General features: G+C 45.1%; 21 protein-coding genes. 13 read left to right on the top strand and 8 right to left on the bottom strand.

What is annotated here, in order from left to right:
* Positions 1-32 precede the first annotated feature (32 nt).
* Positions 33-164: a hypothetical protein gene (locus tag ACO7SM_RS18950; protein WP_258231263.1), complete on the top strand. Its 132-nt coding sequence runs from the start codon at positions 33-35 to the stop codon at positions 162-164.
* Between the two features lie 391 nt (positions 165-555).
* On the opposite strand, the gene ACO7SM_RS18945 is transcribed toward ACO7SM_RS18950, so the two are convergent.
* The 4 genes from ACO7SM_RS18945 to ACO7SM_RS18930 are packed head-to-tail and all read right to left on the bottom strand — an operon-like array spanning position 556 to position 5,540.
* The gene (locus tag ACO7SM_RS18945; RefSeq protein WP_490468798.1) at positions 556-1,425 is read right to left on the bottom strand and encodes a hypothetical protein; all 870 of its coding nucleotides are present in this window, start codon (positions 1,423-1,425) and stop codon (positions 556-558) included.
* Positions 1,426-1,430: 5 nt separating this feature from the next.
* Positions 1,431-2,531, bottom strand: a complete 1,101-nt coding sequence (locus tag ACO7SM_RS18940; protein WP_103791581.1) for a DUF3696 domain-containing protein — start codon at positions 2,529-2,531, stop codon at positions 1,431-1,433.
* Entirely contained in the window at positions 2,521-4,431 is a 1,911-nt protein-coding gene (locus tag ACO7SM_RS18935; RefSeq protein ID WP_490468797.1) for a GmrSD restriction endonuclease domain-containing protein, read from the bottom strand. Before ACO7SM_RS18935 ends, ACO7SM_RS18940 begins: the two co-directional genes overlap by 11 nt.
* Positions 4,432-4,439: 8 nt before the next feature.
* Positions 4,440-5,540, bottom strand: a complete 1,101-nt coding sequence (locus ACO7SM_RS18930; protein WP_001667820.1) for a DNA cytosine methyltransferase — start codon at positions 5,538-5,540, stop codon at positions 4,440-4,442.
* A gap of 467 nt (positions 5,541-6,007) precedes the next feature.
* Here ACO7SM_RS18930 and ACO7SM_RS18925 point away from each other — a divergent pair, with 467 nt between their 5' ends.
* Positions 6,008-6,301: a hypothetical protein gene (locus tag ACO7SM_RS18925; RefSeq protein ID WP_000119679.1), complete on the top strand. Its 294-nt coding sequence runs from the start codon at positions 6,008-6,010 to the stop codon at positions 6,299-6,301.
* Between the two features lie 27 nt (positions 6,302-6,328).
* Here ACO7SM_RS18925 and ACO7SM_RS18920 read toward each other — a convergent pair whose 3' ends face one another.
* Entirely contained in the window at positions 6,329-6,904 is a 576-nt protein-coding gene (locus ACO7SM_RS18920) for a hypothetical protein (RefSeq protein WP_490468796.1), read from the bottom strand.
* 563 nt (positions 6,905-7,467) lie between these two features.
* Here ACO7SM_RS18920 and ACO7SM_RS18915 point away from each other — a divergent pair.
* Positions 7,468-8,733 (top strand): tyrosine-type recombinase/integrase, encoded by a 1,266-nt coding sequence (locus ACO7SM_RS18915; protein WP_490468795.1) that lies wholly within the window; start codon positions 7,468-7,470, stop codon positions 8,731-8,733.
* Positions 8,734-9,163: 430 nt separating this feature from the next.
* Here ACO7SM_RS18915 and allS read toward each other — a convergent pair whose 3' ends face one another.
* On the bottom strand, positions 9,164-10,096 hold the full coding sequence (gene allS, locus ACO7SM_RS18910) for an HTH-type transcriptional activator AllS (protein WP_490468794.1): 933 nt from the start codon (positions 10,094-10,096) through the stop codon (positions 9,164-9,166).
* Between the two features lie 216 nt (positions 10,097-10,312).
* Between allS and allA the strand changes: the two genes are divergently transcribed.
* From allA to glxK, 10 genes are all read left to right on the top strand, one after another.
* Positions 10,313-10,795, top strand: coding sequence for an ureidoglycolate lyase (allA, locus tag ACO7SM_RS18905; protein WP_490468793.1), 483 nt, complete (start codon positions 10,313-10,315; stop codon positions 10,793-10,795).
* A gap of 90 nt (positions 10,796-10,885) precedes the next feature.
* Complete coding sequence (gene allR, locus ACO7SM_RS18900; protein ID WP_490468792.1) at positions 10,886-11,695, top strand: HTH-type transcriptional repressor AllR; 810 nt, start codon at positions 10,886-10,888, stop codon at positions 11,693-11,695.
* A 97-nt stretch (positions 11,696-11,792) separates the two neighbouring features.
* Entirely contained in the window at positions 11,793-13,574 is a 1,782-nt protein-coding gene (gene gcl / locus ACO7SM_RS18895; RefSeq protein ID WP_490468791.1) for a glyoxylate carboligase, read from the top strand.
* 12 nt (positions 13,575-13,586) lie between these two features.
* Positions 13,587-14,363, top strand: a complete 777-nt coding sequence (hyi, locus tag ACO7SM_RS18890) for a hydroxypyruvate isomerase (protein WP_490468790.1) — start codon at positions 13,587-13,589, stop codon at positions 14,361-14,363.
* A gap of 95 nt (positions 14,364-14,458) precedes the next feature.
* On the top strand, positions 14,459-15,337 hold the full coding sequence (glxR, locus tag ACO7SM_RS18885) for a 2-hydroxy-3-oxopropionate reductase (RefSeq protein WP_490470981.1): 879 nt from the start codon (positions 14,459-14,461) through the stop codon (positions 15,335-15,337).
* A 68-nt stretch (positions 15,338-15,405) separates the two neighbouring features.
* Positions 15,406-16,665, top strand: coding sequence for an MFS transporter (locus ACO7SM_RS18880; RefSeq protein ID WP_490468789.1), 1,260 nt, complete (start codon positions 15,406-15,408; stop codon positions 16,663-16,665).
* An 88-nt stretch (positions 16,666-16,753) separates the two neighbouring features.
* The gene (locus tag ACO7SM_RS18875) at positions 16,754-18,208 is read left to right on the top strand and encodes an allantoin transporter (RefSeq protein ID WP_490468788.1); all 1,455 of its coding nucleotides are present in this window, start codon (positions 16,754-16,756) and stop codon (positions 18,206-18,208) included.
* 86 nt (positions 18,209-18,294) lie between these two features.
* On the top strand, positions 18,295-19,656 hold the full coding sequence (gene allB, locus ACO7SM_RS18870) for an allantoinase AllB (RefSeq protein ID WP_490468787.1): 1,362 nt from the start codon (positions 18,295-18,297) through the stop codon (positions 19,654-19,656).
* A 49-nt stretch (positions 19,657-19,705) separates the two neighbouring features.
* Positions 19,706-21,013: a uracil/xanthine transporter gene (locus ACO7SM_RS18865; RefSeq protein ID WP_490468786.1), complete on the top strand. Its 1,308-nt coding sequence runs from the start codon at positions 19,706-19,708 to the stop codon at positions 21,011-21,013.
* A 22-nt stretch (positions 21,014-21,035) separates the two neighbouring features.
* The gene (gene glxK, locus ACO7SM_RS18860; protein ID WP_490468785.1) at positions 21,036-22,181 is read left to right on the top strand and encodes a glycerate 3-kinase; all 1,146 of its coding nucleotides are present in this window, start codon (positions 21,036-21,038) and stop codon (positions 22,179-22,181) included.
* A 78-nt stretch (positions 22,182-22,259) separates the two neighbouring features.
* Here glxK and allE read toward each other — a convergent pair whose 3' ends face one another.
* Together allE and allC are read right to left on the bottom strand one after the other, a co-directional pair.
* Positions 22,260-23,042: a (S)-ureidoglycine aminohydrolase gene (allE, locus tag ACO7SM_RS18855; protein WP_490468784.1), complete on the bottom strand. Its 783-nt coding sequence runs from the start codon at positions 23,040-23,042 to the stop codon at positions 22,260-22,262.
* A gap of 10 nt (positions 23,043-23,052) precedes the next feature.
* Positions 23,053-24,288, bottom strand: coding sequence for an allantoate deiminase (gene allC, locus ACO7SM_RS18850; protein WP_490468783.1), 1,236 nt, complete (start codon positions 24,286-24,288; stop codon positions 23,053-23,055).
* Between the last annotated feature and the right edge of the window lies 1 nt (position 24,289).

Here is a 24,289-nt window from a genome sequence, read left to right as displayed (position 1 = left end):
ATAAATTAAATAAATAATAAACAGGAGGATTTATGAATAAATGGGTTATGGCGAAATTAGGCAAGGTTGTTGAAAGATATAAAAATGATAAAATCTTCTTGCTATTGGATCTAATACTTTTCGGTTGTGTAATAAAAATATTTATTATAATTGCAGTTGAATAACCCCCTACTTTTTAGAGGTAGGGGGTAAGATTATTTTATTCTATTATACTGACCATAATCATTTACAGGATATGAAACATGGTTATACCAAGTTTGCTTAAATTCATATGCGTTTATAAATAATAAAAAAACAAGCGCACATAAAATGCTCTTTCTAATCGATGACAGTTTATCATCGCTAAGACGTTTAACTGAGTTTATGGGTAAGAAATAATATACTAAAGAGAATGTTATTATTATCAAAATAGCAAACAAAAAGAAATGCTCTGAAAGATATTTAAAAAATACAAATTTTAATATATCAAAAAAATTCTCATTGGCACTTATTAAATTGGAACTGAACATTACAAATCTCCTTTACCGTAAAACATTTGTGTATTAACACTAAGCATTATAAATGTTCACCGCAATGTAATAAATAGGTATGCTTACATTGACCTACTGGCATTAATCCAAAATAAATTCTTGAATGGTGTTTTAAATTATCAGCAAGGTTACTTGCATTTATCTTCATATGGAACTCACAGTTGATCTGCCTTTCAGTTCCATCATCAAGTTGGATAGTAGGAAAGAGGTGTCCCTTATTTGCTCCCTGTGGAGAACATTCAAACCCTGATTCTGTATGTATCCAATGCATTGCTTCTTGAATATTTCTTATGGCTGGGTCTAATCTATTTAAGATGGTAAGAGCTTTCGTAATTGGTATAGAAAAATCAGTAATCCCCTGATTGTTACCTAAAGTTGAAAGTGTATTAGAGAAATTATCGGAGAATTTAACTTTATCAAAAATATACACACATCTTAATGCATAATCTTCATTTGATTCTGGACATAATGACAAGTGCTTTTCATGTATACGATTATAATCATCTGGTGTTGAAACAGTCTCACATTCTTCTAAGTCTTTAATGGTATCAACAGGTGATATTATAGAATAATAAAAAGAATCATCATATTTTTTTAATGCACACTCAGTAGCATTGTTATTATCAATATCATCAGTGGCATAAAGACCGAATACTTGACTTAATTTTCCAATAATAGCGGAGCGGAGTTGCATATCACTGATTTCATCTGATAAAATGTCAAAGACAGTAATTTCAGGTGCCATTTCATACCAATTAGATGTAGAAACGACTTCTGTGATATCTCGTGGAGAATGTTGGCCTATTAGCTTTTCCAAATGAAGAACATTATCTAAATCGCAAATGTCTTCGTGTTTGAGTAAAAAGTTCAGAGATATAAAATTGCGACTTTTCATTATTTTCAGCCCTTGATTATCGTTTCCATATCGATAACAGTTTGATCGAAGAAACCTTCTGGCCATTGATCTAAGCTGGCTCTCTTATCCGATTTTATTTGTTTTATTATTGGTGAGATTGTATTTAATGGTTTTTCGAAATAATAAATAAATAATTTATCGTGTTGCAATATATTTTTGCGAACCGCTATCCTTGCTCCATTAATGATGTGCTCACTATGGGTTTCAACTAATAATTGGATACCAGCTTCTGCTGCACAAGCTATCAACTGCCCCAGCTTGCTTTGACCTCTGGGATGAATATGAGCTTCGGGGTTTTCAATTAATAAGACATCTCCTTTTTTTGCACCTATAATAGCTGCAATAATACTTAATGAATAGCTAATTCCGAATCCTATATTACCTGCTCTATATTTTTTAGAGTCGCCTCCATAGTTGAACATTCCCCACCCTATATGAGCCTCTTTATAGACATTAATATCGAATGCTACACCAGGGGAAATTTCCCCAAGCCATGCTTCAATCGATGAAATTATCGTTGAGCTTGAAGCCTCGGCATGAATACGAGGATCGTTCTCAGGCAAGTTAATCTCGCTTGCAGTTGCTTCGTTTATCAATGAGTATAAATAATCAATAAGATGCTCTCCATTCTTACCTAACCAACCCTTACGGTGACTTTGAATTACAGGAACATTATCGCGCGGTCCCCAACGTTCAGCAGATATGAATTGAAAGTTATTTTTTAATTCTTTAACCCACGAATTTTCGCCATGAAGTAACGGTAGACTGAATTTTGGCAGTCCGTTATTGACATAACCTTTTTCAAATCCCCAGGTACAAGATTCATCATTGGTTTGTATATTTATACGAATACTATCATCGGCAGCTTCGATGTTAAGTATGTCATTATGGTCACCAAGATTAATTAATGGGCCATTTAACTCTATGTCTGTATCATGGACGGATTGAAGCGGTAAAAGTATTGACTGAATAATACTACTCTTACCTACACTATTAATACCGACTAGAAAATTGAGTTGGTTAATCTCAATGTCGCAATCGATGAAACATTTGAAATTTTCTAAATGAATCCTATTAATTATCATTTTTAATCAAACCCTCAATTAACACTTCTTTATTTGTAATATCTTGGATTAAAGAAATAAAGTTATCAAATCTATATAAGATAGTCGCTTTTTTACCAGTGGACTGGCTAATTGCATAATCAAAGTCTTTATCACTGTCGTTATAGCTTTCAGAAATCCAATCGACATAGCTGGGGATGTCACCACTAATTAGACCATCAAATTTGGCTATAAATTCGTTTTTAGTGCTTATTAATTCAGCAACAATATCGTCGTCGAGTAATGCAAAAACTGAAACCATCATGATTAGCAATTGCTTATTTATCGATGGAGAGTTCTTTTTCTTGAATCGATGGGTACCGAAAATATTGTTGGAAATTGAAATTCCTTTCTTGAATTTCTCGAAAAGAGTGTAAAAAACTTCCGAACACTCATCATTTTTCCATTGTGGCAGACTATGCCCTTCTTCATCAGAGAATGTCCCGTTAAGTTTAAAATTAAACTTATTTAGGTATTTCATTGTATGAACAAGAAAATCATCTTCCCTGTTATATTTATAGTCTCGGTAGCTAAAAAGAATGAATGAAATAATTCCAAGAACATATTCCATATCTTTCATTCGTTTTGGATTGACTTTGCCAAAAGTTGAATCTATAAATTCTGGTGTTTCTGCTAAATATCGGATGAATGGTATCGAACTTCCGGGGTTCAATGCACATCTTATTTCTTGCGGGCTTAATGCTCGACCGTAGGTGTTTATTCTCTGGAATAATTCTCTGACCATTTCAAAATCGTTCTTTTCAACAGATATCAAATGTCCATTAATTTGATATTCACGGATCTTTCTTTGATATTGTCGAGGTAGATCTTGAAATGATTTTTTGTAAACAGAATCATTTGGGTCGTTAAAATATTTTAGATCTGTTAAAATAAATTTACCGCGCATATAGTCGAAAATTGTGGTTGTTCGTTGAAGACCGTCAACGATTAACCAAGTACCATTTTCCCTTTCAGCAAAGTAAAACATTGGTATTGGTAGCCCCAAAAGTATGGACTCTATAAGTAAACTTTTTTCTTTCTGGCTCCATACTCGTTCCTTTCTCTGAAAATCAGGCTGTAACTCAATTTCATTATACTGAATGCGATCATAAATTAAACTGAAGCTCATAGTGAGCTGTCTGATCTTTAAATTTTTACGATCAAAACTGGCTTTTTCGTTATAATCGGTATCCTCTTCATCATTATCTAAATCTTCTTCCAAGTTATCATTGTCAGTTTGTGAATTGAGGGATAAGGAATCCTCGAATAATGGTTCTACCCTTTTATTTGTTTTGAAAAATATCTGGGAAAAACTCTCTTCAAGTAAGGTTAATGATTGTAAACATTCTGTAATTCCTTCCTGTCTAATCTCACCGGGATATTTTGTGCTGACTTCTTGCAAAGAATAACTTATTTGATTGTTAATCTGATTAAGTTTTTTGTGTATTTCATAATAATTAAGAGTGTCTTTAGCTGTTAAAGCTGCTTTAACCTTTCTTAACTCAATACCACTGGCTTCTTTTAATGTTCCATAATCATGAGTAGGATTATCTAATAAAAGAATATGTTTTTTGTTCTTATATTTAAAATGTTCTATATAAGGAAGGTTAGATAAAATTGTCTCTGGATGATGGCGACTGCTACCACTTCCACCTAACGAAGACTCCACATTAGCATAGCCAAACTCTAAAAGATCTTTTAAAATATGTTCAAACTCATGGATGTTTCTAGATACTTTTTTTCCAGACACTGGTTTGACATAATATTTACCGGAATCTTTGTCCAGTTCAATTAAAGTAATTGTTTCTGAATTAGAGTTAACTGGGGCTAAAGTAAGCCCAATTAATTTCAAGATGTCGTTAAGTAATTCCTTTAGATTCATATCAGACTTTACTCAATGAAGTTAGATATACTTTGTGCTATTTCTTTTGCAAGAACAACAGGCACACCGTTGCTGATAGTCTTAAATTTGCTTGAAAGAGTCATGTTATCAGGTAACTCAAATTTATCCGGCACAGATTGTATCCGCATGACTTCACGTACTGACAACCGTCTTGGTTTATAGGGGTGTAAATGAACCTCATTGTTACCATAAGCTGCAGTAGGGCTGAATCGCCATCTGTGTAACCGTTTAAAACTTTTGCCTGTTATATCGCCCTCATCAATTATATTGAATTTATCGCTATACGCTTTAAAAACGTCGTTTTGATTTGGAAGGTTTTCTATAGATGAGGTGAAAACGACATCTTGTACAAGCAAGCTATTAGGTAAATCATCAGGTTTGGTTGGATTTCCGCCATAAGGTGTTCTTTGGGGCCAAGGAAATCTTCCCCTTGCATTTGTATAAAGAGGATTTACAGGCCAGCTAAACCAGTTAAACTTTTCTAAACTTGAGCTTTTTTCTTTTTTTAGCTCAATTATTAGTTGTAAATTAATTTTCTCAATTTCAATCAAGCTTGCATAACCCAGTTTGTCAAAAATGAAGCTTTTTTTGAAACCAACAACAAATAGCCTTTCTCGATCTTGAGGAATGCCATAATCTAATGAGTTTAGTACCTTAATATCAAAGCAGTATTCTTTAGATAATTTATATAACAAGTCAGCAAGATATTTTCTGTGTGTGCTTTTCTGAATTAAACCTTTAACATTTTCCAATGTGAAAAATTTAGGGTGAAAATCATTTATGATATCTACAAAGATACCTGTAAGTTTCCCATTTTCACCATCTTTACCTAAGTTTTTACCTGCATTAGAGAAATCTGGGCATGGAGGGCCGCCAATGATACCAAAATCATTATTATCTATTAATCCAGACGAGACATTTTCTCTGACAATTGATTTACTTATTGTTTCTATGGAGCCCTCGAAAAGATTGATGTCTTGTGGATTAACTCCATACAGTTTGCTATGACCATGCTTAAAACCAGTGATGAAATCGGTGTTGATTTCATTATGCCAGACGATGTCAAAATCGGCTGATCGGAAACCCATATCGAGTAACCCGACACCAGTGAAAAATGAAAGAACCGATTTAGTCAATTTCTCGCCTTTAAAGATAGTTATAATACTTATCTTTATTATATCATATGTCGAACCATTTTCCTATAGGTATATGTATTTATTGTGGATTTACATATAAGTATCAATAATATTATTTGTCAAAATGTTCCTAATATGTGATTTAAGTAATATTTCATTTGATTTTTGGATAAATTATCTTGTATTTCCTTTAGTAAGCGAAGTTGGGTTTCAAAAATTCAATGAGTTATCATATGGAATAGAGAATATATTCTATACTTTATAGATGAAATTTTATCATCATAATGAAATAAGTTGCACTTTGTTTAAGAAAGGATTAAAACAGTAACGTTGGTTTTCTAAGATGTTGTTTATAATCATTCTCATTATTGGTTGTTCATTATGAATTTTTTAAACTTTAAAATATAGGAACTACATACATGAGCTACGAGAACGAAAGTCAAGTAACCAAATGGTTAAAAGAAAATACAAAACTGTCTTGGACCCGTACTGGAAGCGACACTCCAGCAGTTAAACTTGATAGACTATATACAAATCGAAGCGAAGGTTATGAAATCCGCGATGTAATACTTCGATTTTTTAAAGATAATAATGTCGGGCATAAGGATGAACATTATAAAATTATATATGACGGCATTATTAATTACAAAAAAGGTCATCGTGTAGAAACATCAGACTTACTTGAACACTTAAAAACCTACTTGAAAAAATAACATCTACTAAATTAATATAGAGCGAGTTTATTCTCGCTCTGCTGATGCATCTTTTTCTTTTATTTTTTTCGTTAATTCAAGCACTTCTTTTAGATATTGCAAATGATTTGCAATATTTTTAAGTGCTAATGCTCCAAGTGATAACCCTAAAAGAAAAGCCAACCCAAATACAATTAGTGTATTTGTTGTGCCAGAGTTGAAGAGCCCTTTTGATATGGTATCACCTAATTTGTCTAACCCACCAAAACCTTGAACTGCAGAGTATGCTAATCCTATTATTGATAAAACAGCAGTTTTTTCTCCAAAGAAATCATTTATCCTTGATTTTACTCTTTGTATCTTTATATTTAACCAATCTATTGAATAGTTTAATTCAGTCAACGAGTAAGGCATCAGTTTTTGTATGTTTTGTTCATCATTATCAATTTCACAAATCAGGTCATTGAAAATTTCCTTTTTGAAGTTGAGCATGAACTTCACGCCAGGAATTATAGGGGTAAATAAGTATATTATACCGGCAATTGAATTGAGGGCATACAGGATGAATGCAGGTAAAATAAATGGTTGTTTGGGAAGGTCAAAGACTTTGTAGATAACAGCCATTATGACCATTAAAATAAGAGAAAAGAGAGATGTAAGGAATGAATATACTTGAATCTTTCTAAGTAAGTTACTTTTTTTATTTATCTGATTATAGGGGGCATAGGAGTTCATTTTGCTTATAGTTTTGATGATTTGATTTACTCTATACATTGTTTATAATTCCATTAATAAACTATTGCTTATGACAGTTGATTACACTATGTATAGATTTTACACTATCAATCTGTAATGACGAATGCATTCTGTTCGATTATCACCAATAGGGACTGATGGTATCAATGATGGTATCATGACCAATATAGTAATTTTTAATCCATTAAGATCATAAGGATAGTTGCGATGTTCGAGTCCGGCCTTCGCACCATCGATATGCAATCAAGTCGCTCAAGGGCGGCTTTTTTTGTACCTGAAATCCAGTATCCGCAAGGCTTTCCTCGCTTTTTCACTCAACCTAAGTCAACCTGATTCAATCTACATCAACTTACTGATGCGGGTACATCTGTGGGTATATCCCGGTTCGATAATGTTTGTACCCACAAAGAACCCTTGAAATGATACTCATCATGGCTCTGAGTGATGTGAAGGTTCGTTCGGCAAAGCCTGAAGCAAAATCCTACAAACTGACTGACGGTGATGGCATGGTTTTGCTTGTTCACCCGAACGGTTCGAAATACTGGCGGCTGCGTTATCGTTTTGGCGGTAAGGAGAAAATGCTGGCGCTGGGGAAATACCCTGAGGTTTCGTTGGCGGATGCCAGGGCTCGTCGCGATGAAGCCCGTAAGCTGTTAGCTAATAGTGTCGATCCCAGTGAGAACAAGAAAGCCGTTAAGGTAGAGCAGGAGCAAGAGGCGATAACGTTTGAAGTGGTCGCCAGAGACTGGCATGCCAGCAATCAGAAATGGTCTGCATCGCATAGCGCGCGTGTATTGAAAAGCCTTGAAGATAATCTCTTTGCTGCCATCGGTAAGCGGAACATTGCGGAGCTTAAGACTCGGGATCTTCTTGTACCCATCAAAGCGGTGGAGTCATCTGGGCGTCTTGAAGTCGCCGCCCGTTTACAGCAGCGGACTACCGCGATTATGCGTTTTTCCGTTCAGAGCGGCTTAATCGATTACAACCCCGCGCAAGAGATTGCTGGTGCGGTTGCTACGGCGAAAAGACAGCACCGTGCTGCCCTGGAGCTTAACCGCATTCCTGAATTGCTTCACTGTATCGATCACTATTCCGGAAGACCATTAACCCGACTTGCTGTCGAACTTACCTTGTTAGTTTTTATCCGTTCAAGCGAGCTGCGATTTGCCCGTTGGTCAGAAGTAGATTTCGAAACGGCCATGTGGACGATTCCCGGTGAACGTGAACCGCTGGAGGGTGTTAAGCATCCTCAACGTGGTTCAAAGATGAAGACGCCGCATCTTGTTCCCTTGTCGCGACAAGCTCTCGCAATTTTGGAAAAGCTCAAAAGCATGAGTGGAAACCGTGAGCTAATTTTCATTGGTGATCACGATCCGCGTAAACCGATGAGTGAGAACACGGTGAATAAGGCGCTGAGAGTGATGGGTTATGACACGAAAACGGAGGTCTGTGGGCATGGATTCAGGACGCTGGCTTGTAGCTCATTGATTGAATCTGGTTTGTGGTCGAGAGATGCGGTGGAAAGGCAGATGAGTCACCAGAAGCGTAACACTGTGCGTGCGGCTTACATTCATAAGGCCGAGCATCTGGGAGAGCGCAGGCTGATGCTGCAGTGGTGGGCGGATTATCTTGATGCGAATCGCAATGAGGCCACATCACCTTATCTCTATGCAAAGATTAATGAACCCTTATCTTGATTGAATATAAGCAGCCATTCAGTTACTTATCAATGAAATGGTTGTTTATACCCGTGTTGCGCGCTGTATCGTCAACGGCATTACGACCGCCAGGCAACCTTTCTCCTTAAAGGCGGAATTCAACATGTTTTTATAATACTCTTTTTTGATGACTTCGCTGCGCCGGAGGCCATGTGTAACGTGGTTTAGAGTAAGTAATGTTGATGATCTACCCCGAGATAGATTCTTCTAGCCTTTAATTTAAATTTATAACTGTTGGCTAACAACGCTGAACGGTTCTCTGCCAACGGCGGTGATCTCCCCCCAATAAACAGTGCCAGCCTAAACCGCAGTAGCCAGTCTTTCCTTCCACTCACAAAGAAACGCATTGCCATGAAAAGATACTGTACCCAGGAACCGATTGTTGTTCGGGGAGAAGACATTTTCTGCATCAGATGGCTGATGCGGTCTGGCGAAAAGGATCTAAAAAAACGCTCACTTCCGGTGCGGCGCTGGAAAAAAGCGACACAATGTCCTGCACTGCTTTTCCGTGATGATCTTTGCGCCAGGCGAGGCTCAGCGGCGAAGGGGGGCGCATCATCGGGATCTGGCGACTGACCAGCGCACCTTTTTCAATAAGCGGCAGGCATAAGTATTCAGGTAAAAAACCGACCCCGACGCCGGCGAGATGCGCGGCCAGTTTCGTCTCAATATCCGGCACGACAATTTCTTTCTGCCCGGGTAAACGCCAGGCCACGCGTTTGGTCAACCTTCTGGCGCTGTCTTCAATATTGACCGCCGGGTAGCGGCGAAGCTGCGCTTCTGTCAGTGGGTCGGTGTGTTGTGTCAGTGGATGATGTGGAGCCATAACAAACAACCAGGAAATATCTCCCAGCGGTGCAAGGGAAATAGTGTCTGATAGCGTTTCCGTTCCAGTTGCACCAATGGCCATCGAAAAATCGTCATAAAGCAGAGAATCCCATACACCCATGTAGATATGCCGGGAAAAATAAAATTGTGTAAATGGGTAGCGTTGCGACAGCCAGGCTAACAGGCTGGATACAGCGTGTGGGCTGTACAATAAATTGTTGACGACGATATTGACCTGCCGCTCGACGCCATTGTTTATCTGCTGAAGTTCGCCAGGCATGCTGTCTACCCACCCCAGCCATTCTCTGGCCTGTGCCAGTAAGTGCTCTCCGGCGGGTGTCAGTGAGACGCTACGCGTCGTGCGGTTTAATAAAGAAACTCCCGTGTTGTCTTCCAGCAGTTTGATGCGATAGCTGATGGTTGCCGTGGTTTTATACATCTTTTCTGCGGCCCTGGAAAAGCTGCCAGTTTCGGCAATACAGACAAATGTACGTAGGGTTTCGGGGTCCAGCATGATGGGCGCCTCAATGAATTATCGAACAATTTTCCCTTTATTTTTAAGTATTTTTTCACAATATCATTTTAATTAATGTGGTCTTTGTCTGGTTTTGGAAAAATATTCCAACTTTGTGTTGATGTTCATTTTTGTAGGTTCTAAATTAGCCGATATGGACACCACAGACCCTTTTTTAGGTGGCGGTGTAAAGGATTTTGCTTAAAGGATACTGTCATGAAACTTGAAGTATTACCGTTGACGCGTGAGGCGTTCTTGCCTTATGGCGACGTAATTGAAACGCAAGGGCGCGATTTTTTTCATATTAATGAAGGCAAAGTGAAGCGTTTTCACGACCTGGCTAACGTCGAGATCCTGCAGCAGGATCGTACGTTAATCAGCATTAACCTGGCGCAACCGGCAGCGCTGCCCATTGTTGTCACTGAACTGGAGCGCCATCCATTGGGCACGCAGGCGTTTATTCCGATGAACGGTGAAGCCTTTGTGGTGGTCGTTGCACTGGGAGAAGACTCACCGGACTTAAATACGCTGCGCGCTTTTATTACTGATGGTAAGCAGGGCGTGAACTACCACCGCAGTATCTGGCACCACCCGCTGTTTGCATGGCAGACCGAAACCAGCTTTTTAACAGTGGATCGCGGAGGGCTGGACAATTGTGATGTGATGAGTATTCCAGCCAGCGAGTTGGCCTTTGTGTGACGTAGCACATGACGTTACTGATTATCTTGCTTAATATGTTCGTATTTTCAAACTATTAACGTTCATGTTAGAGCCGGGGATGATTGGAGTATGACAGAGGTCAAACGCCGTGGCAGGCCTGGGCAAGCAGAGCCCGCCGCGCAGAAAGGTGCTCAGGCGCTGGAGCGAGGGATTGCCATCTTACAGTATCTGGAAAAAAGCGGGGGGAGTTCGTCGGTAAGCGATATATCCATCAATCTGGATTTGCCGTTATCGTCAACTTTTCGGTTGCTAAAGGTGCTGGAAGGTGCGGAATTTGTTTATCAGGACAGTCAGTTAGGTTGGTGGCATATCGGGCTTGGCGCATTTAATGTCGGCACTGCCTACATCCACAACCGGGATGTGTTGTCCATCGCGGGGCCTTTTATGCGCCGACTGACGTTGATGTCTGGCGAAACCGTGAATGTCGCCATTCGCAATGGCAGTGAAGCGGTGCTGATTGGTCAGCAAGAGTGCAAAGCAATGGTCAGAATGTGTGCCCCGCTGGGGAGCCGGATGCCGCTTCATGCTTCCGGGGCCGGGAAAGCGTTGTTGTACCCCTTACTGCCGGAAGAGCTGGTTAATGTGCTTCTGACGACCGGGATGCAGCGCTTTACACCCAAGACGATTGTTGATTTGCCGGCGTTGCAGCGAGATCTGGAAGACGCGAAACATCGGGAATATTGCCTTGATCATGAAGAGCATGTCACCGGCCTGAACTGCATTGCTTCCGCTATTTACGATGGTTCCGGTACTGTGGTTGCTGCGATTTCCATTTCAGGCCCGGCGTCACGTTTGACGCCCGACCGGTTCGACAGCCAGGGGGAGTTGGTGCGCGATTGCGCGAGGGATATTAGTATCGCCCTTGGACTCAAAGTCTGATCATTCGTATTACGAAATAGCCCGCTCACCGGAGCGGGACTTTTTTAACAAATTTTAATATTGGAAAAATTTTCCAACATCATGAGGTAGGAAGAAAATGGCAAAAATGCGAGCCGTGGATGCGGCAATGTATATTCTGGAAAAAGAAGGCATCACCACGGCATTCGGCGTACCCGGTGCAGCCATCAACCCGTTTTATTCTGCAATGCGCAAGCATGGCGGCATCCGCCACATTCTGGCCCGTCATGTTGAAGGGGCTTCACACATGGCGGAAGGCTACACCCGTGCCGTTGCGGGTAATATCGGCGTGTGCCTGGGCACTTCCGGGCCTGCCGGAACGGACATGATCACCGGTCTGTACTCTGCCTCAGCCGATTCTATTCCTATTTTATGTATTACCGGTCAGGCACCGCGTGCACGACTGCATAAAGAAGATTTCCAGGCAGTAGACATTGAATCTATCGCCAAGCCAGTGACCAAAATGGCCGTAACGGTTCGCGAAGCGGCACTGGTTCCGGGTGTGTTGCAAAAGGCATTTCATCTGATGCGCTCCGGCAGACCCGGCCCGGTGCTTATCGATCTGCCTTTTGATGTTCAGGTCGCAGAAATTGAATTTGACCCGGAACTGTATGCTCCGTTACCCGCCTATAAGCCGACCGCTACACAAGCGCAGGTAGAGAAAGCGCTGGAGATGCTGATTCAGGCCGAGAGCCCGGTCATCGTCGCAGGTGGTGGTGTTATCAATGCGGATGCGGCGGCATTGCTGCAACAATTCGCGGAAATCACTCAGGTGCCAGTGATCCCGACCCTGATGGGATGGGGTTGTATCGCCGATGATCACGAGCTGATGGCCGGGATGGCTGGATTGCAGACCGCGCATCGTTACGGTAACGCGACCCTGCTGGCTTCTGATCTGGTATTCGGCATTGGTAACCGCTTCGCTAACCGCCATACCGGTTCGGTAGAGAAATATACTGACGGTCGTAAGATCATTCACATCGACATTGAACCGACGCAGATTGGCCGCGTTCTGTGCCCGGATCTGGGCATCGTGTCTGATGCAAAAGAAGCGCTGTTGTTACTGATTGAAACGGCGAAGCAGATGCAAAAAGAAGGGCGCCTTCCTTGCCGCGAGCGTTGGGTGGCGGAATGCCAGCATCGCAAAGGGACGCTGCTGCGTAAAACTCACTTCGATAACGTCCCCGTCAAACCACAACGCGTGTACGAAGAGATGAACAAAGCGTTTGGCCGCGATGTTTGTTACGTCACGACGATCGGGTTGTCACAAATCGCTGCCGCGCAGATGCTGCACATCTTTAAAGATCGCCACTGGATCAACTGTGGCCAGGCCGGGCCGCTGGGCTGGACTCTTCCGGCAGCACTGGGGGTTTGCACTGCGGATCCGCAGCGTAATGTGGTGGCCATTTCGGGCGACTACGACTTCCAGTTCATGATCGAAGAGCTGGCTGTCGGCGCGCAGTTCAATATTCCGTACATCCATGTTCTGGTCAATAACGCCTATCTTGGTCTGATTCGTCAGTCTCAGCGCGCGTTTGATATGGATTACTGCGTACAACTGGCGTTTGAAAATATTAACTCCAGTGAAGTTAACGGCTATGGCGTGGATCACGTGAAAGTGGCTGAAGGCCTGGGTTGTAAAGCGATCAGGGTCACCACGCCGCAGGAGATTGCTCCGGCGCTTGAACAAGCTAAAGTCCTGATGAATCAATACCGTGTGCCAGTCGTCGTGGAAGTGATCCTTGAGCGCGTGACCAACATCTCGATGGGTAGCGAACTGGATAACGTGACGGAGTTTGAAGAAGTGACGGACAGCGCACTCGATGCGCCAACTGAAACCTGTTTCATGAAATATGAATAAGTGAGGTCAACGATGTTGCGCTTTTCTGCCAATATTTCCATGCTTTTTCAAGAGTACGATTTTTTAGAACGCTTTGAAAAAGTCGCTGCCAGTGGATTTCACGGTGTTGAATTCATGTTTCCTTATGACTACGACATCGATGTACTGAAGCAAAAGCTCACGGAAAACAAGCTTGAAATTGTTCTGAATAATTTACCGGCCGGAGACTGGGCGGCGGGTGAACGCGGTATCGCCTGTATTCCTGGACGTGAAGAAGAGTTTCGCGAAGGCGTTATGGCGGCCATACGTTATGCCAAAGTATTAGGCACGCCTAAAATTAACTGTCTGGTCGGGAAAACGCCGCAGGGGATTTGTGAAGAAGAGGTTCGTCGCACGCTGGTGAATAACTTACGCTTTGCGGCCATGGCCCTGGCGAAAGAAAATATTCTTCTGCTGATTGAGCCGATTAATACCTATGACATCCCTGGTTTTTATTTGACGGGAACGCAACAAGCGCTTGCACTTATTGCGGAGGTTGGCAGCGATAACCTGAAAATTCAATATGATATTTATCATATGCAACGAATGGAAGGTGAATTAACTCAGACCATGCAAACCTATGCTAACAGCATCGGACATTTGCAAATTGCAGATAATCCACATCGTGGTGAACCGGGTACCGGGGAAATTAATTACGAATATATTTTTAACCGTATTGCAGAATCAAATTATGACGGTTGGGTGGGATGCGAATATAAACCGCAGACTACCACTGAAGCCGGTTTAACATGGTTTGAACGTTATCGTTAATACGTAATCCATAATTGGGCAGTATTTATTATTCCGCAATGGGGAAGGGATAACTATTGCCCAAATCTGTAAATGTATAAATTAAGAGGTTGATGATGAAACTGGGATTTATTGGTCTGGGTATTATGGGAACGCCGATGGCCGTTCGTCTCGCCAGCGCCGGACATGATTTACACGTTGCGACAATTGGACCGGTTGCCGACACCCTGCTTGCACTGGGTGCCAAACATGTCGAAACCGCAAAACAGGTTACTGAACATTCTGACATTATCTTCATTATGGTTCCTGACACGCCACACGTGGAAGAAGTGCTGTTCGGTGCCAATGGATGTGCCAGTGTGAGTCTGCAGGGCAAAACAATTGTCGACATGAGTTCTATTTCGCCAATTGAAACCAAACGTTTTGCCAAACAGGTTCAGGAAGCAGGCGGTGATTATCTTGATGCGCCAGTATCCGGTGGGGAAATCGGCGCGCGTGAAGGTACGCTCTCCATTATGGTTGGTGGTGAAGAAGCGGTCTTTGAACGTGTTAAACCGTTGTTTGACATTATGGGTAAAAATATCACCCTGGTGGGGGGGAATGGCGACGGCCAGACCTGCAAAGTGGCGAATCAGATTATTGTCGCCCTGAATATCGAAGCCGTGTCAGAAGCTCTGGTCTTTGCTTCAAAAGCGGGCGCCGATCCTGCTCGCGTACGTCAGGCATTAATGGGTGGATTTGCTGCCTCACGTATTCTGGAAGTTCATGGCGAACGCATGTTAAAGCGCACGTTTAATCCGGGCTTTAAGATTGCATTGCATCAGAAAGATTTAAATCTTGCGCTTCAGAGCGCCAAAGCGCTGCAACTGAATTTGCCGAATACGGCGACCTGCCAGGAACTCTTTAATACCTGTGCGGCGAATGGCGGTAGCGAAATGGATCACTCAGCCCTTGTTCAGGCGCTGGAATTAATGGCCAATCATAAACTTTCTTAATGGAAAATCGCTGCTCTCAGCGCAGCGATTTTAGTAATGCGTAGATATTGCAATAAGCAGGCGAGATTATGAGTCAGAATAATAAAGCGGCGGATAATTACTGGAAGAAGATCATCGTCGTTATGAGTCTGGGGTGGGTGGCAATTTGGATCTATCGAACAATATTGACTCCAGTTTATCCTGAAATACAGGCGTCACTGGGTAATATCAGTAATTCAGAAGTCGGTGCGATCGCCAGTTTTTATTTTCTTGCCTACTGCGGTATGCAAATTCCATGCGGAATACTGGTGGATAAAGTAGGGCAGAAAATCATACTGATGTGTGGTTTTTCGGTCTTCATACTGGGCACGTTATGTATCGCTAACGCTAATACACTGAAGTTGATTTATATCGGTTCAATGTTAGCCGGAGCGGGATGTGCCTCTTTTTTCAGTTCTGCCTATTCGCTGTCGTCGGCCAATGTTCCGCAAGAACGGCGCGCGCTGGCTAACGCCATTATTAACAGTGGGGCGGCGATTGGCATGGGCATCGGTTTGATAGGCTCCAGTTATCTGGTCAAAAGCCTGCACATGCCGTGGCATAACCTGCTGTACATTGTGGCTGCGATTCTGGTGGTTATGCTGTGTGTTTTTATGCTGGTTATCCGTCGCAAAGTGAACACCAGCGTGGCGGCAGATAATGTGTCTGCTCAAACGAAAACCGTGGCAAAGGAGGAAACCCCCGGGTCATTGTATTCCCCGCTGTTATGCAGCGTGTACTTTCTCTATTTCTGTACCTGTTATGGCTACTATCTGATCGCGACATGGCTGCCGTCGTTTCTGCAGACCGAGCGCGGATTTGATGGAAGCACCATTGGCCTGGCTTCAGCGATGGTGGCCGTCGCGGGCGTACCTGGTGCGCTGTTCTTTAGCCACCTGGCGGATAAGTTTCGCCAAAGTAAGGTGAAAGTGATTCTGGCGCTGGAAGTCCTGGCGGCTGTCATGCTGGTCGCCACCGTGTTGTCGCCCACCGCGACGACGCTGATGGTGAGTCTGGTGTTGTACGGATTACTGGGGAAAATGGCGGTTGACCCGATTCTGATTTCTTTTGTATCAGAACAGGCATCGGCAAAAAATATGGGGCGCGCCTTCAGTCTGTTTAACTTTTTTGGAATGAGTTCCGCCATCATTGCACCGATGCTGACAGGGTTTATTTCTGACCTGACAGGCTCGAAAGAACTGAGTTTTATGATTTCTGCGGGTCTGGTCACCACGGGAACACTTTTATTTGCAGTAGCCACACTCTATAAAAGAAAGCCGATAGTCAGTTGTTCGCTTTCGCAGTCATAATTATAAATTTATTAATTGTTATTATTATTTGATTTGTTCCGCTTAGCTAAACCTGTAAACGTAATCTGATGCGTAAATAGAGGGTATTATGGAACAACGTAGAAAGTTATACCAGGACAGAGGTTATAGTGACGACTTGCTGCCCAAAGGCGAGTCGCAACGTAACTGGAAAGCATTTAATTATTTTACCCTATGGATGGGCTCCGTACATAATGTGCCAAATTATGTCATGGTGGGCGGATTCTTCATTCTTGGGTTATCAACGCTCAGTATTATGATGGCCATTATTTTTAGTGCGTTCTTCATTGCGTTGGTTATGGTATTAAATGGTGCCGCCGGAAGTAAATATGGCGTTCCGTTCGCCATGATATTACGTGCTTCTTATGGTGTCCGCGGTGCATTATTACCGGGCATTCTGAGAGGCGGTATCGCTGCCATTATGTGGTTTGGTTTGCAATGCTACGCCGGATCGTTAGCATTTTTAATCTTGCTCGGAAAAATATGGCCGGAATTCCTGAATCTGGGAGGGGATTTCAAATTGCTGGGTCTGTCATTACCGGGACTGATCGCCTTCCTGATTTTCTGGCTGGTTAACGTCGGTATCGGTTTTGGCGGTGGCAAGGTGTTAAATAAGTTCACCGCCATCCTCAACCCGTGCATTTACATCGTGTTTGGCGGCATGGCAATTTGGGCTATCTCGCTGGTAGGTATTGGTCCAATTCTCGATTACCTGCCTCAGGGTGTCGAGAAATCACAGAACAGCGGTTTTCTGTTGCTGGTGGTGATCAACTCGGTAGTGGCGGTGTGGGCAGCGCCTGCGGTGAGTGCTTCAGACTTTACCCAGAACGCGCGTTCGTTTAAAGATCAGATGCTAGGGCAGACGCTGGGATTTATCGTCGCTTATGTCCTGTTCGCGATTGCCGGGGTTTCGATTATCGCGGGTGCCAGTATCCACTATGGTGTTGATACCTGGAACGTGCTGGATATTGTGCAAAAATGGGATAGCCTCTTTGCTTCCTTCTTTGCGGTACTGGTTATTTTGATGACCACTATTTCAACGAATGCGACGGGGAATATTATTCCGGCAGGCTACCAGATTGCGGCAATTGCGCCGACGAAACTGACGTACAAAAATGGCGTGTTAATTGCCAGTATTATCAGTCTGTTAATTTGCCCGTGGAAATTAATGGAAAACCAGGACAGTATTTATCTGTTCCTCGATATCATTGGTGGTATGTTGGGGCCAGTGATTGGCGTGATGATGGCGCATTATTTCGTCGTGATGCGTGGTCAAATTAATCTTGACGAGCTTTATACAGCGCAGGGTGATTATAAGTATTTCGATAATGGATTTAATCTTACGGCTTTCTCGGTAACGTTGGTGGCAGTAGTTATCTCTTTGGGCGGGAAGTTTATTCCTATGCTGGAGCCGATTTCTCGCGTGTCATGGTTTGTTGGCGTTATCGTTGCCTTCGGTGCTTATTCTTTATTGAAAAAAGTGCCTAAGCCAGCAGTGCAACAATGCAACAATGCAACTAAATAACATCATAAATTAAATAAGTTTTTACCATGGCGTATAAGGCCATGAAAGAGAACATTAAACATCTGTATATCTATAAGGAACATCATATGTCATTTGATTTAATTATTAAGAACGGCACTGTCATTTTAGAAAATGAAGCCAGAATTATTGATATTGCGGTGAAAGACGGAAAAATCGCGGCCATCGGTGAAAACCTGGGCGAAGCAGCGCAGGTTATGGACGCCACTGGACTGGTCGTTTCACCGGGTATGGTTGACGCCCACACGCACATCTCTGAACCGGGCCGTACCCACTGGGAAGGTTATGAAACCGGCACTCGCGCGGCGGCTAAGGGCGGCATCACGACGATGATCGAAATGCCGCTGAACCAGCTGCCAGCGACCGTTGATCGCGAAACCATTGAACTCAAATTCGATGCGGCTAAGGGCAAACTCACTATCGATGCAGCACAACTGGGCGGTCTGGTTTCTTATAACCTGGATCGTCTGCATGAGCTGGATGAAGTCGGCGTGGTTGGGTTTAAGTGCTTCGTTGCCACCTGCGGCGATCGTGCGGTTGATAATGATTTCCGCGACGTTAACGACTTTCAGTTCTTCAAAGGGGCGCAAAAACTGGGCGAGCTGAATCAACCGGTTTTAGTCCACTGTGAAAATGCGCTGATTTGTGACGAGCTTGGTGACGAAGCGAAGCGCGAAGGCCGCGTAACCGCTCACGATTATGTGGCGTCCCGTCCGGTATTTACCGAAGTTGAAGCCATTCGTCGCGTGCTGTATCTGGCGAAAGTTGCCGGTTGCCGTCTGCACGTTTGCCATATCAGCAGCCCGGAAGGCGTAGCGGAAGTCACCCGCGCCCGTCAGGAAGGCCAGGACGTAACCTGTGAATCCTGTCCGCACTATTTCGTACTGGATACCGATCAGTTTGAAGAAATCGGCACCCTGGCGAAGTGCTCTCCACCGATCCGCGATGCAGAAAACCAGAAAGGCCTGTGGGACAAACTGCTGGGCGGCGAAATCGACTGTCTGGTCTCCGACCACTCACCGTGCCCTCCGGAAATGAAAGCAGGCAACATCATGCAGGCATGGGGCGGCATCGCCGGTTTGCAGAGCTGCATGGATGTAATGTTTGACGAAGCGGTACAAAAACGGGGTATGCCATTAACTCAGTTTGCGCGTCTGATGGCGACCAACGCGGCAGATATTTTTGGTCTGCAGCATAAAGGCCGTATCGCGCCGGGCAAAGACGCCGATCTGGTCTTTATCCAGCCGAACAGCAGCTATGTTCTGACGGCAGAAGATCTGGAATATCGCCATAAAGTTAGCCCGTACGTTGGCCGTACAATTGGAGCGCGTATTGCGAAAACGCTGCTGCGCGGCGATGTGATTTATGACATCGAGCAAGGCTTCCCGATTGCACCGAAAGGCCAGTTTATTCTCAAACACCAGCAGTAATTCACGCCCTGCGCCCGTCATTTGACGGGCGCTTTTTCAGGAGCATCGGATGGCTGTATTTCCTGTTAATCGACGCAATACCCTGGCTGGTTTTCAGTGGTTTTTCTTTATCTTCTGCAATACCGTCGTGATCCCGCCTACTCTTCAGTCTGCGTTTCAACTTCCGGCCAGCGCCCTGATTACCCTGACGCAATACGGATTTCTTTCAACAGGACTGGCGTGTCTTGCTCAGGCGTTGTTCGGGCACCGTCGGGCGATTATGGAAGGCCCGACCGGACTGTGGTGGAGTACCATTCTGACGGTCACGGTGGGGGAAGCCGCACGCGGTACCGGGATAGACAGCATCGCCACCAGTCTGGCCGTCGGTATTTTTTTGTCATCGCTGCTCACCATCCTCATTGGCGTAAGCGGTGCAGGGCATCGTCTGGCGAGGCTCTTCAGCCCCACGGTGATGGTCTTTTTTATGCTGTTACTGGGTGCGCAACTCACTTCTATCTTTTTTAAGGGCATGCTTGGGCTACCGTTCGGTGCGGTACCGCCACAGAGCACCCTACAACTGGCGCCGTTTGGTTTGTCGCTGCTGGTTATGTTTTTCATCCTGTGGATGATTATTTTCCTGCCTGACAAAATTGCCCGCTATGCCTTGTTGATTGGCGCGTTGGTCGGGTGGGGCGGGTGGTATCTGTTATTTCAAACGCCACCTGCGACGGTGGCATCAGGGCATATCCACTGGCAGTGGTTTCCACTGGGCAGTCATGGCGCCCTACGACCCGGGATTATTCTGACCGCCTTGCTGGCCGGTTTGGTCAACATTACCAATACCTATGGCGCGCTACGTGGAACGGACGTCTTCTACCCAGAACAAAAAAATGGACGTTCGCGTTATCGTCGCAGCTTTGTGGTTTCAGGATTAATGACCTTACTCACCCTCCCGTTGAGTGTGGTGCCGTTTTCTCCTTTTGTCTCCTCCATTGGACTATTAACGCAAACCGGGGAACGTTCGCGCGTGCCGTTTATTCTGGGGTGCCTTTGCTGTCTGACTGTTGGCCTGTTTACGCCGCTAACCCATTTTTTCACCACCTTGCCGTTACCGATCAGCAGCGCCGTGATGCTGGTTTCTTATTTGCCGTTGCTCTATTCCAGTTTGTCTTTCAGCAAACAAATCACCTTCACGGCCAGGAATATCTACCGCCTGGCGCTGCCGTTATTTGTGGGACTTTTTTTGATGGGTTTGCCGCCGGTGTTTCTACAGGAACTGCCGTTGGCCCTGCGTCCTCTGCTCAGTAACGGATTGTTGGTCGGCATTTCGTTAGCGCTGGTCATGGAAAATCTCATTCCCTGGGATCGAATTAAATAATTGCTCAACAATAGGATTAACAATGAAAATTGTAATTGCTCCTGACTCATTTAAAGAAAGTGTCAGTGCGGAAAAATGTGCTGCCGCGATTAAGGCTGGTTTTCTGTCGGTATTTCCCCAGGCGGATTGCGTGTGTTTGCCCATTGCCGATGGTGGGGAAGGGACGGTCACTGCGATGGTAGAGGCGACCGGGGGGCGTGTTATCTCCCTGCTGGCGACGGGGCCGATGGGAGAGACCGTTCCGGCCTTTTATGGACACAACGGTGCGGGTGATACCGCATTTATCGAAATGGCTGCCGCCAGCGGTTTAATGCTGGTACCCGCTGAAGCCCGGGATCCTCTTCTGGCCACAAGCTACGGCACCGGGGAGATTATCCGTCATGCGCTGGATGCGGGTATTCGCCACTTGATCCTGGGGATTGGCGGTAGTGCGACGGTGGATGGCGGAATGGGAATGGCGCAGGCGTTAGGCGTGCGATTCCTTGATGCCAGTGGCGAGAGTCTGGGCTACGGCGGCGGAGAGCTGGCGCGGCTGGCGCGTATTGATATGAGCCAAATCGACTCCCGCCTGGCGGAGTGCCGAATTGAAGTGGCGTGCGATGTAGATAATCCTCTGACGGGGCCACGTGGCGCTTCTGTGGTGTTTGCGCCGCAAAAAGGTGCCAGCCCTGCGATGGTTGAAACACTGGAACGGGGTATGGAGAACTATGCCCGGGTTATCCAGATGACGACCGGGCAGGAGGTGCAGACGTTGATTGGCGGTGGCGCGGCGGGCGGTATGGGCGTGGCGGCGCGGATTTTCCTCAACGCGACCCTGAAACCCGGAATCGATATTGTTATTGATGCCGTTCATCTTGATGACGCTATCAGAGAGGCGGATTTGGTTATCACCGGCGAAGGACGTATTGACTCACAAACCACCGGTGGGAAAGCACCGCTTGGCGTGGCGCGCGTGGCCCAAAAATATGCGGTTCCGGTGATTGGTATTGCAGGTGTTCTGAGCGAAGACGTTGAGGTTGTGCATCAACACGGTATCGATGCGGTATTCAGTATTCTGCCGGCTCTGGCCTCGTTGCCAGAGGTTCTGGCGAAAGGAGAACAAAACCTGTATCACTGCGCGCGCAACATTGCTTGCGTAATGAAAATGGGTCAGCAGGTTCGTCGCTGAAACAATAAAAAAAGCCACGGTTTACACCGTGGCAAAATCCAACATAGCTAAACAAAAGTGGTTAGACCGATTTCATATTTAGATTTCAACGTCGCGGTTGCAGTCTTTCGAATAGATATAGCTGAAGGTTTCCCCTCCCACGCCATAACCGGCCTGTAACGAATATGCGCCCATGAAAATGTAATCGCCTTTCTTCACTGGCACCCACTGATTATCCAGGTTGTAGACGCCCTGACCTGAAAGAATATAGGCACCGTGTTCCTGAACATGTGTTTCGATATACCCGTGGCTGGCGCCTGGCTCGAAAGCGAGAATATGCATATTCATATCAAAGCCGAGCTCTTTGGGTAAAAAGTCGATCAGGATGACATTCTCCATCCCTTCGTAATGAATACGCTCCAGTTGGCTGACATTGCCAGAAACCAGATACGGTGCGTGGTTTTCTGTCGGCACATAGCGGCGCTTATAGAGAAATACCTGGCTATCGGTCGCGAGATTATTGGTAAACGTGACGAGATCGCCCGGCGGGCAATACAGATAACCGCCTTGAGTCAGGGTAAATGTTTGTCCCTGCGCACCGGCCGTGATTTCACCGCTGATAACATATAAAAATGTCTCAATGCCTTCACCGCCAAAACCCTGAGTATTACCGCCCTTTTCATGCAGGGTGACCAGGTAATCGACAAACGACGCCCCCAGTTTCGGCGTGGACAAAATCGTGGCATCGCAATTTTCAAAACCGGGAATGATATTTTTCACCAGGCCATCTGGCGTCAGCAGTGCAAAATTGCCATGCCGGACGATAGAGCGGCTGCTCAGTAAATCTTCACGATATCCCACAACATTATTTAAATATCCCATTTCAGTTTCCTTATTCAGTCCAGGCCAGTTGGTGAAGCATTAACGCCAGTGTTTTTACGCCCTCTGCAAGATCGTCAATCAACGTTTCTTCCAGTGGGTTATGGCTGATCCCGTTGATGCTGGGCATGAAAATCATGCAGGTCGGAATGGTCGGTGCAAAAATTTGCGCGTCGTGTCCGGCTCCGCTGTGCATCAGACGGTAATTCAGATTCTCTTTCTCGCAAAGCGCCGTGAGCTGTTGAACCAGCCCTGCATCCATCGGCACTGGAGCTTCATCCATCCATAAGTCGATATCGATGCCGATTGCCATCTCCTGGCAAATGCGTTGCATATCGGCTTCCAGCTCAGCCGTAAACGCTTTCAGGGCGTCGGCGTCGGTATGGCGGCAATCAATGGTGAAGAGTGTTTTACCCGGCACCACATTGACCGTATTGGGCTGGGGATCGACCTTACCGAACGTCAGCACCAGCGGGTCGCCGTGAGCGTTGGCTTTGGCGATGGATTCGCAGCAGATGCGACTGAATGCATGCACGGTATCACGGCGATAACTCATCGGCGTGGTTCCGGCGTGGTTCGCTTCGCCGGTCAGCGTAATGGTGTAGCGGCGTTGACCAACAATGGCATTCACCACGCCGATCGGTTGTTTATTCGCTTCAAGCACGCGGCCTTGCTCGATATGCAGTTCGACGAAGGCGCGAAGATCTTTACGTGCCGGTACCGGTGAGCTGGGCAGGGTAAAGCCGCAGGCGTTCATCGCCTCGGTGAAACCGATGCCTTTGGCGTCTGTGATGTTTTGTACATCAGACGGATTGGCTAGACCGACAATATTTTTGCTGCCCCAGAAAACGTAGGGGAAGCGGCTGCCTTCTTCTTCCGCCAGCGCCACCACTTCGAACGTACGCAGCGGCGGGCCGTAGGTTTCTTTCAACCAGCTCGCGGCAAGCCAGGCTGCCAGCGCGCCAAATTGACCATCGAGATTGCCGCCGTTAACCACGCTGTCGATATGGGAGCCGCTCAGGATAACCTCATCCGGATAGCGGGTACCGGTCAGTCGGCCATACAAATTACCGACATCATCAAATCGGGTTTCCAGCCCGCTCTCACTCATCCGTTTTTTAAAAGCGAGCTGAGTCTCCAGCCATTCGTCAGAATAAAGTAAACGCGTCAGTCCACCTGCCGGATCGGCGCCAAATGAAGAAAGCCAGGGTAATGTCTCCTCAATTGCCTGACGGAAATGATTAGTCATG

The organism is Citrobacter sp. LJND-P06 (genome assembly GCF_058188415.1).
This window is presented reverse-complemented; position numbering and strand designations above follow the sequence as displayed.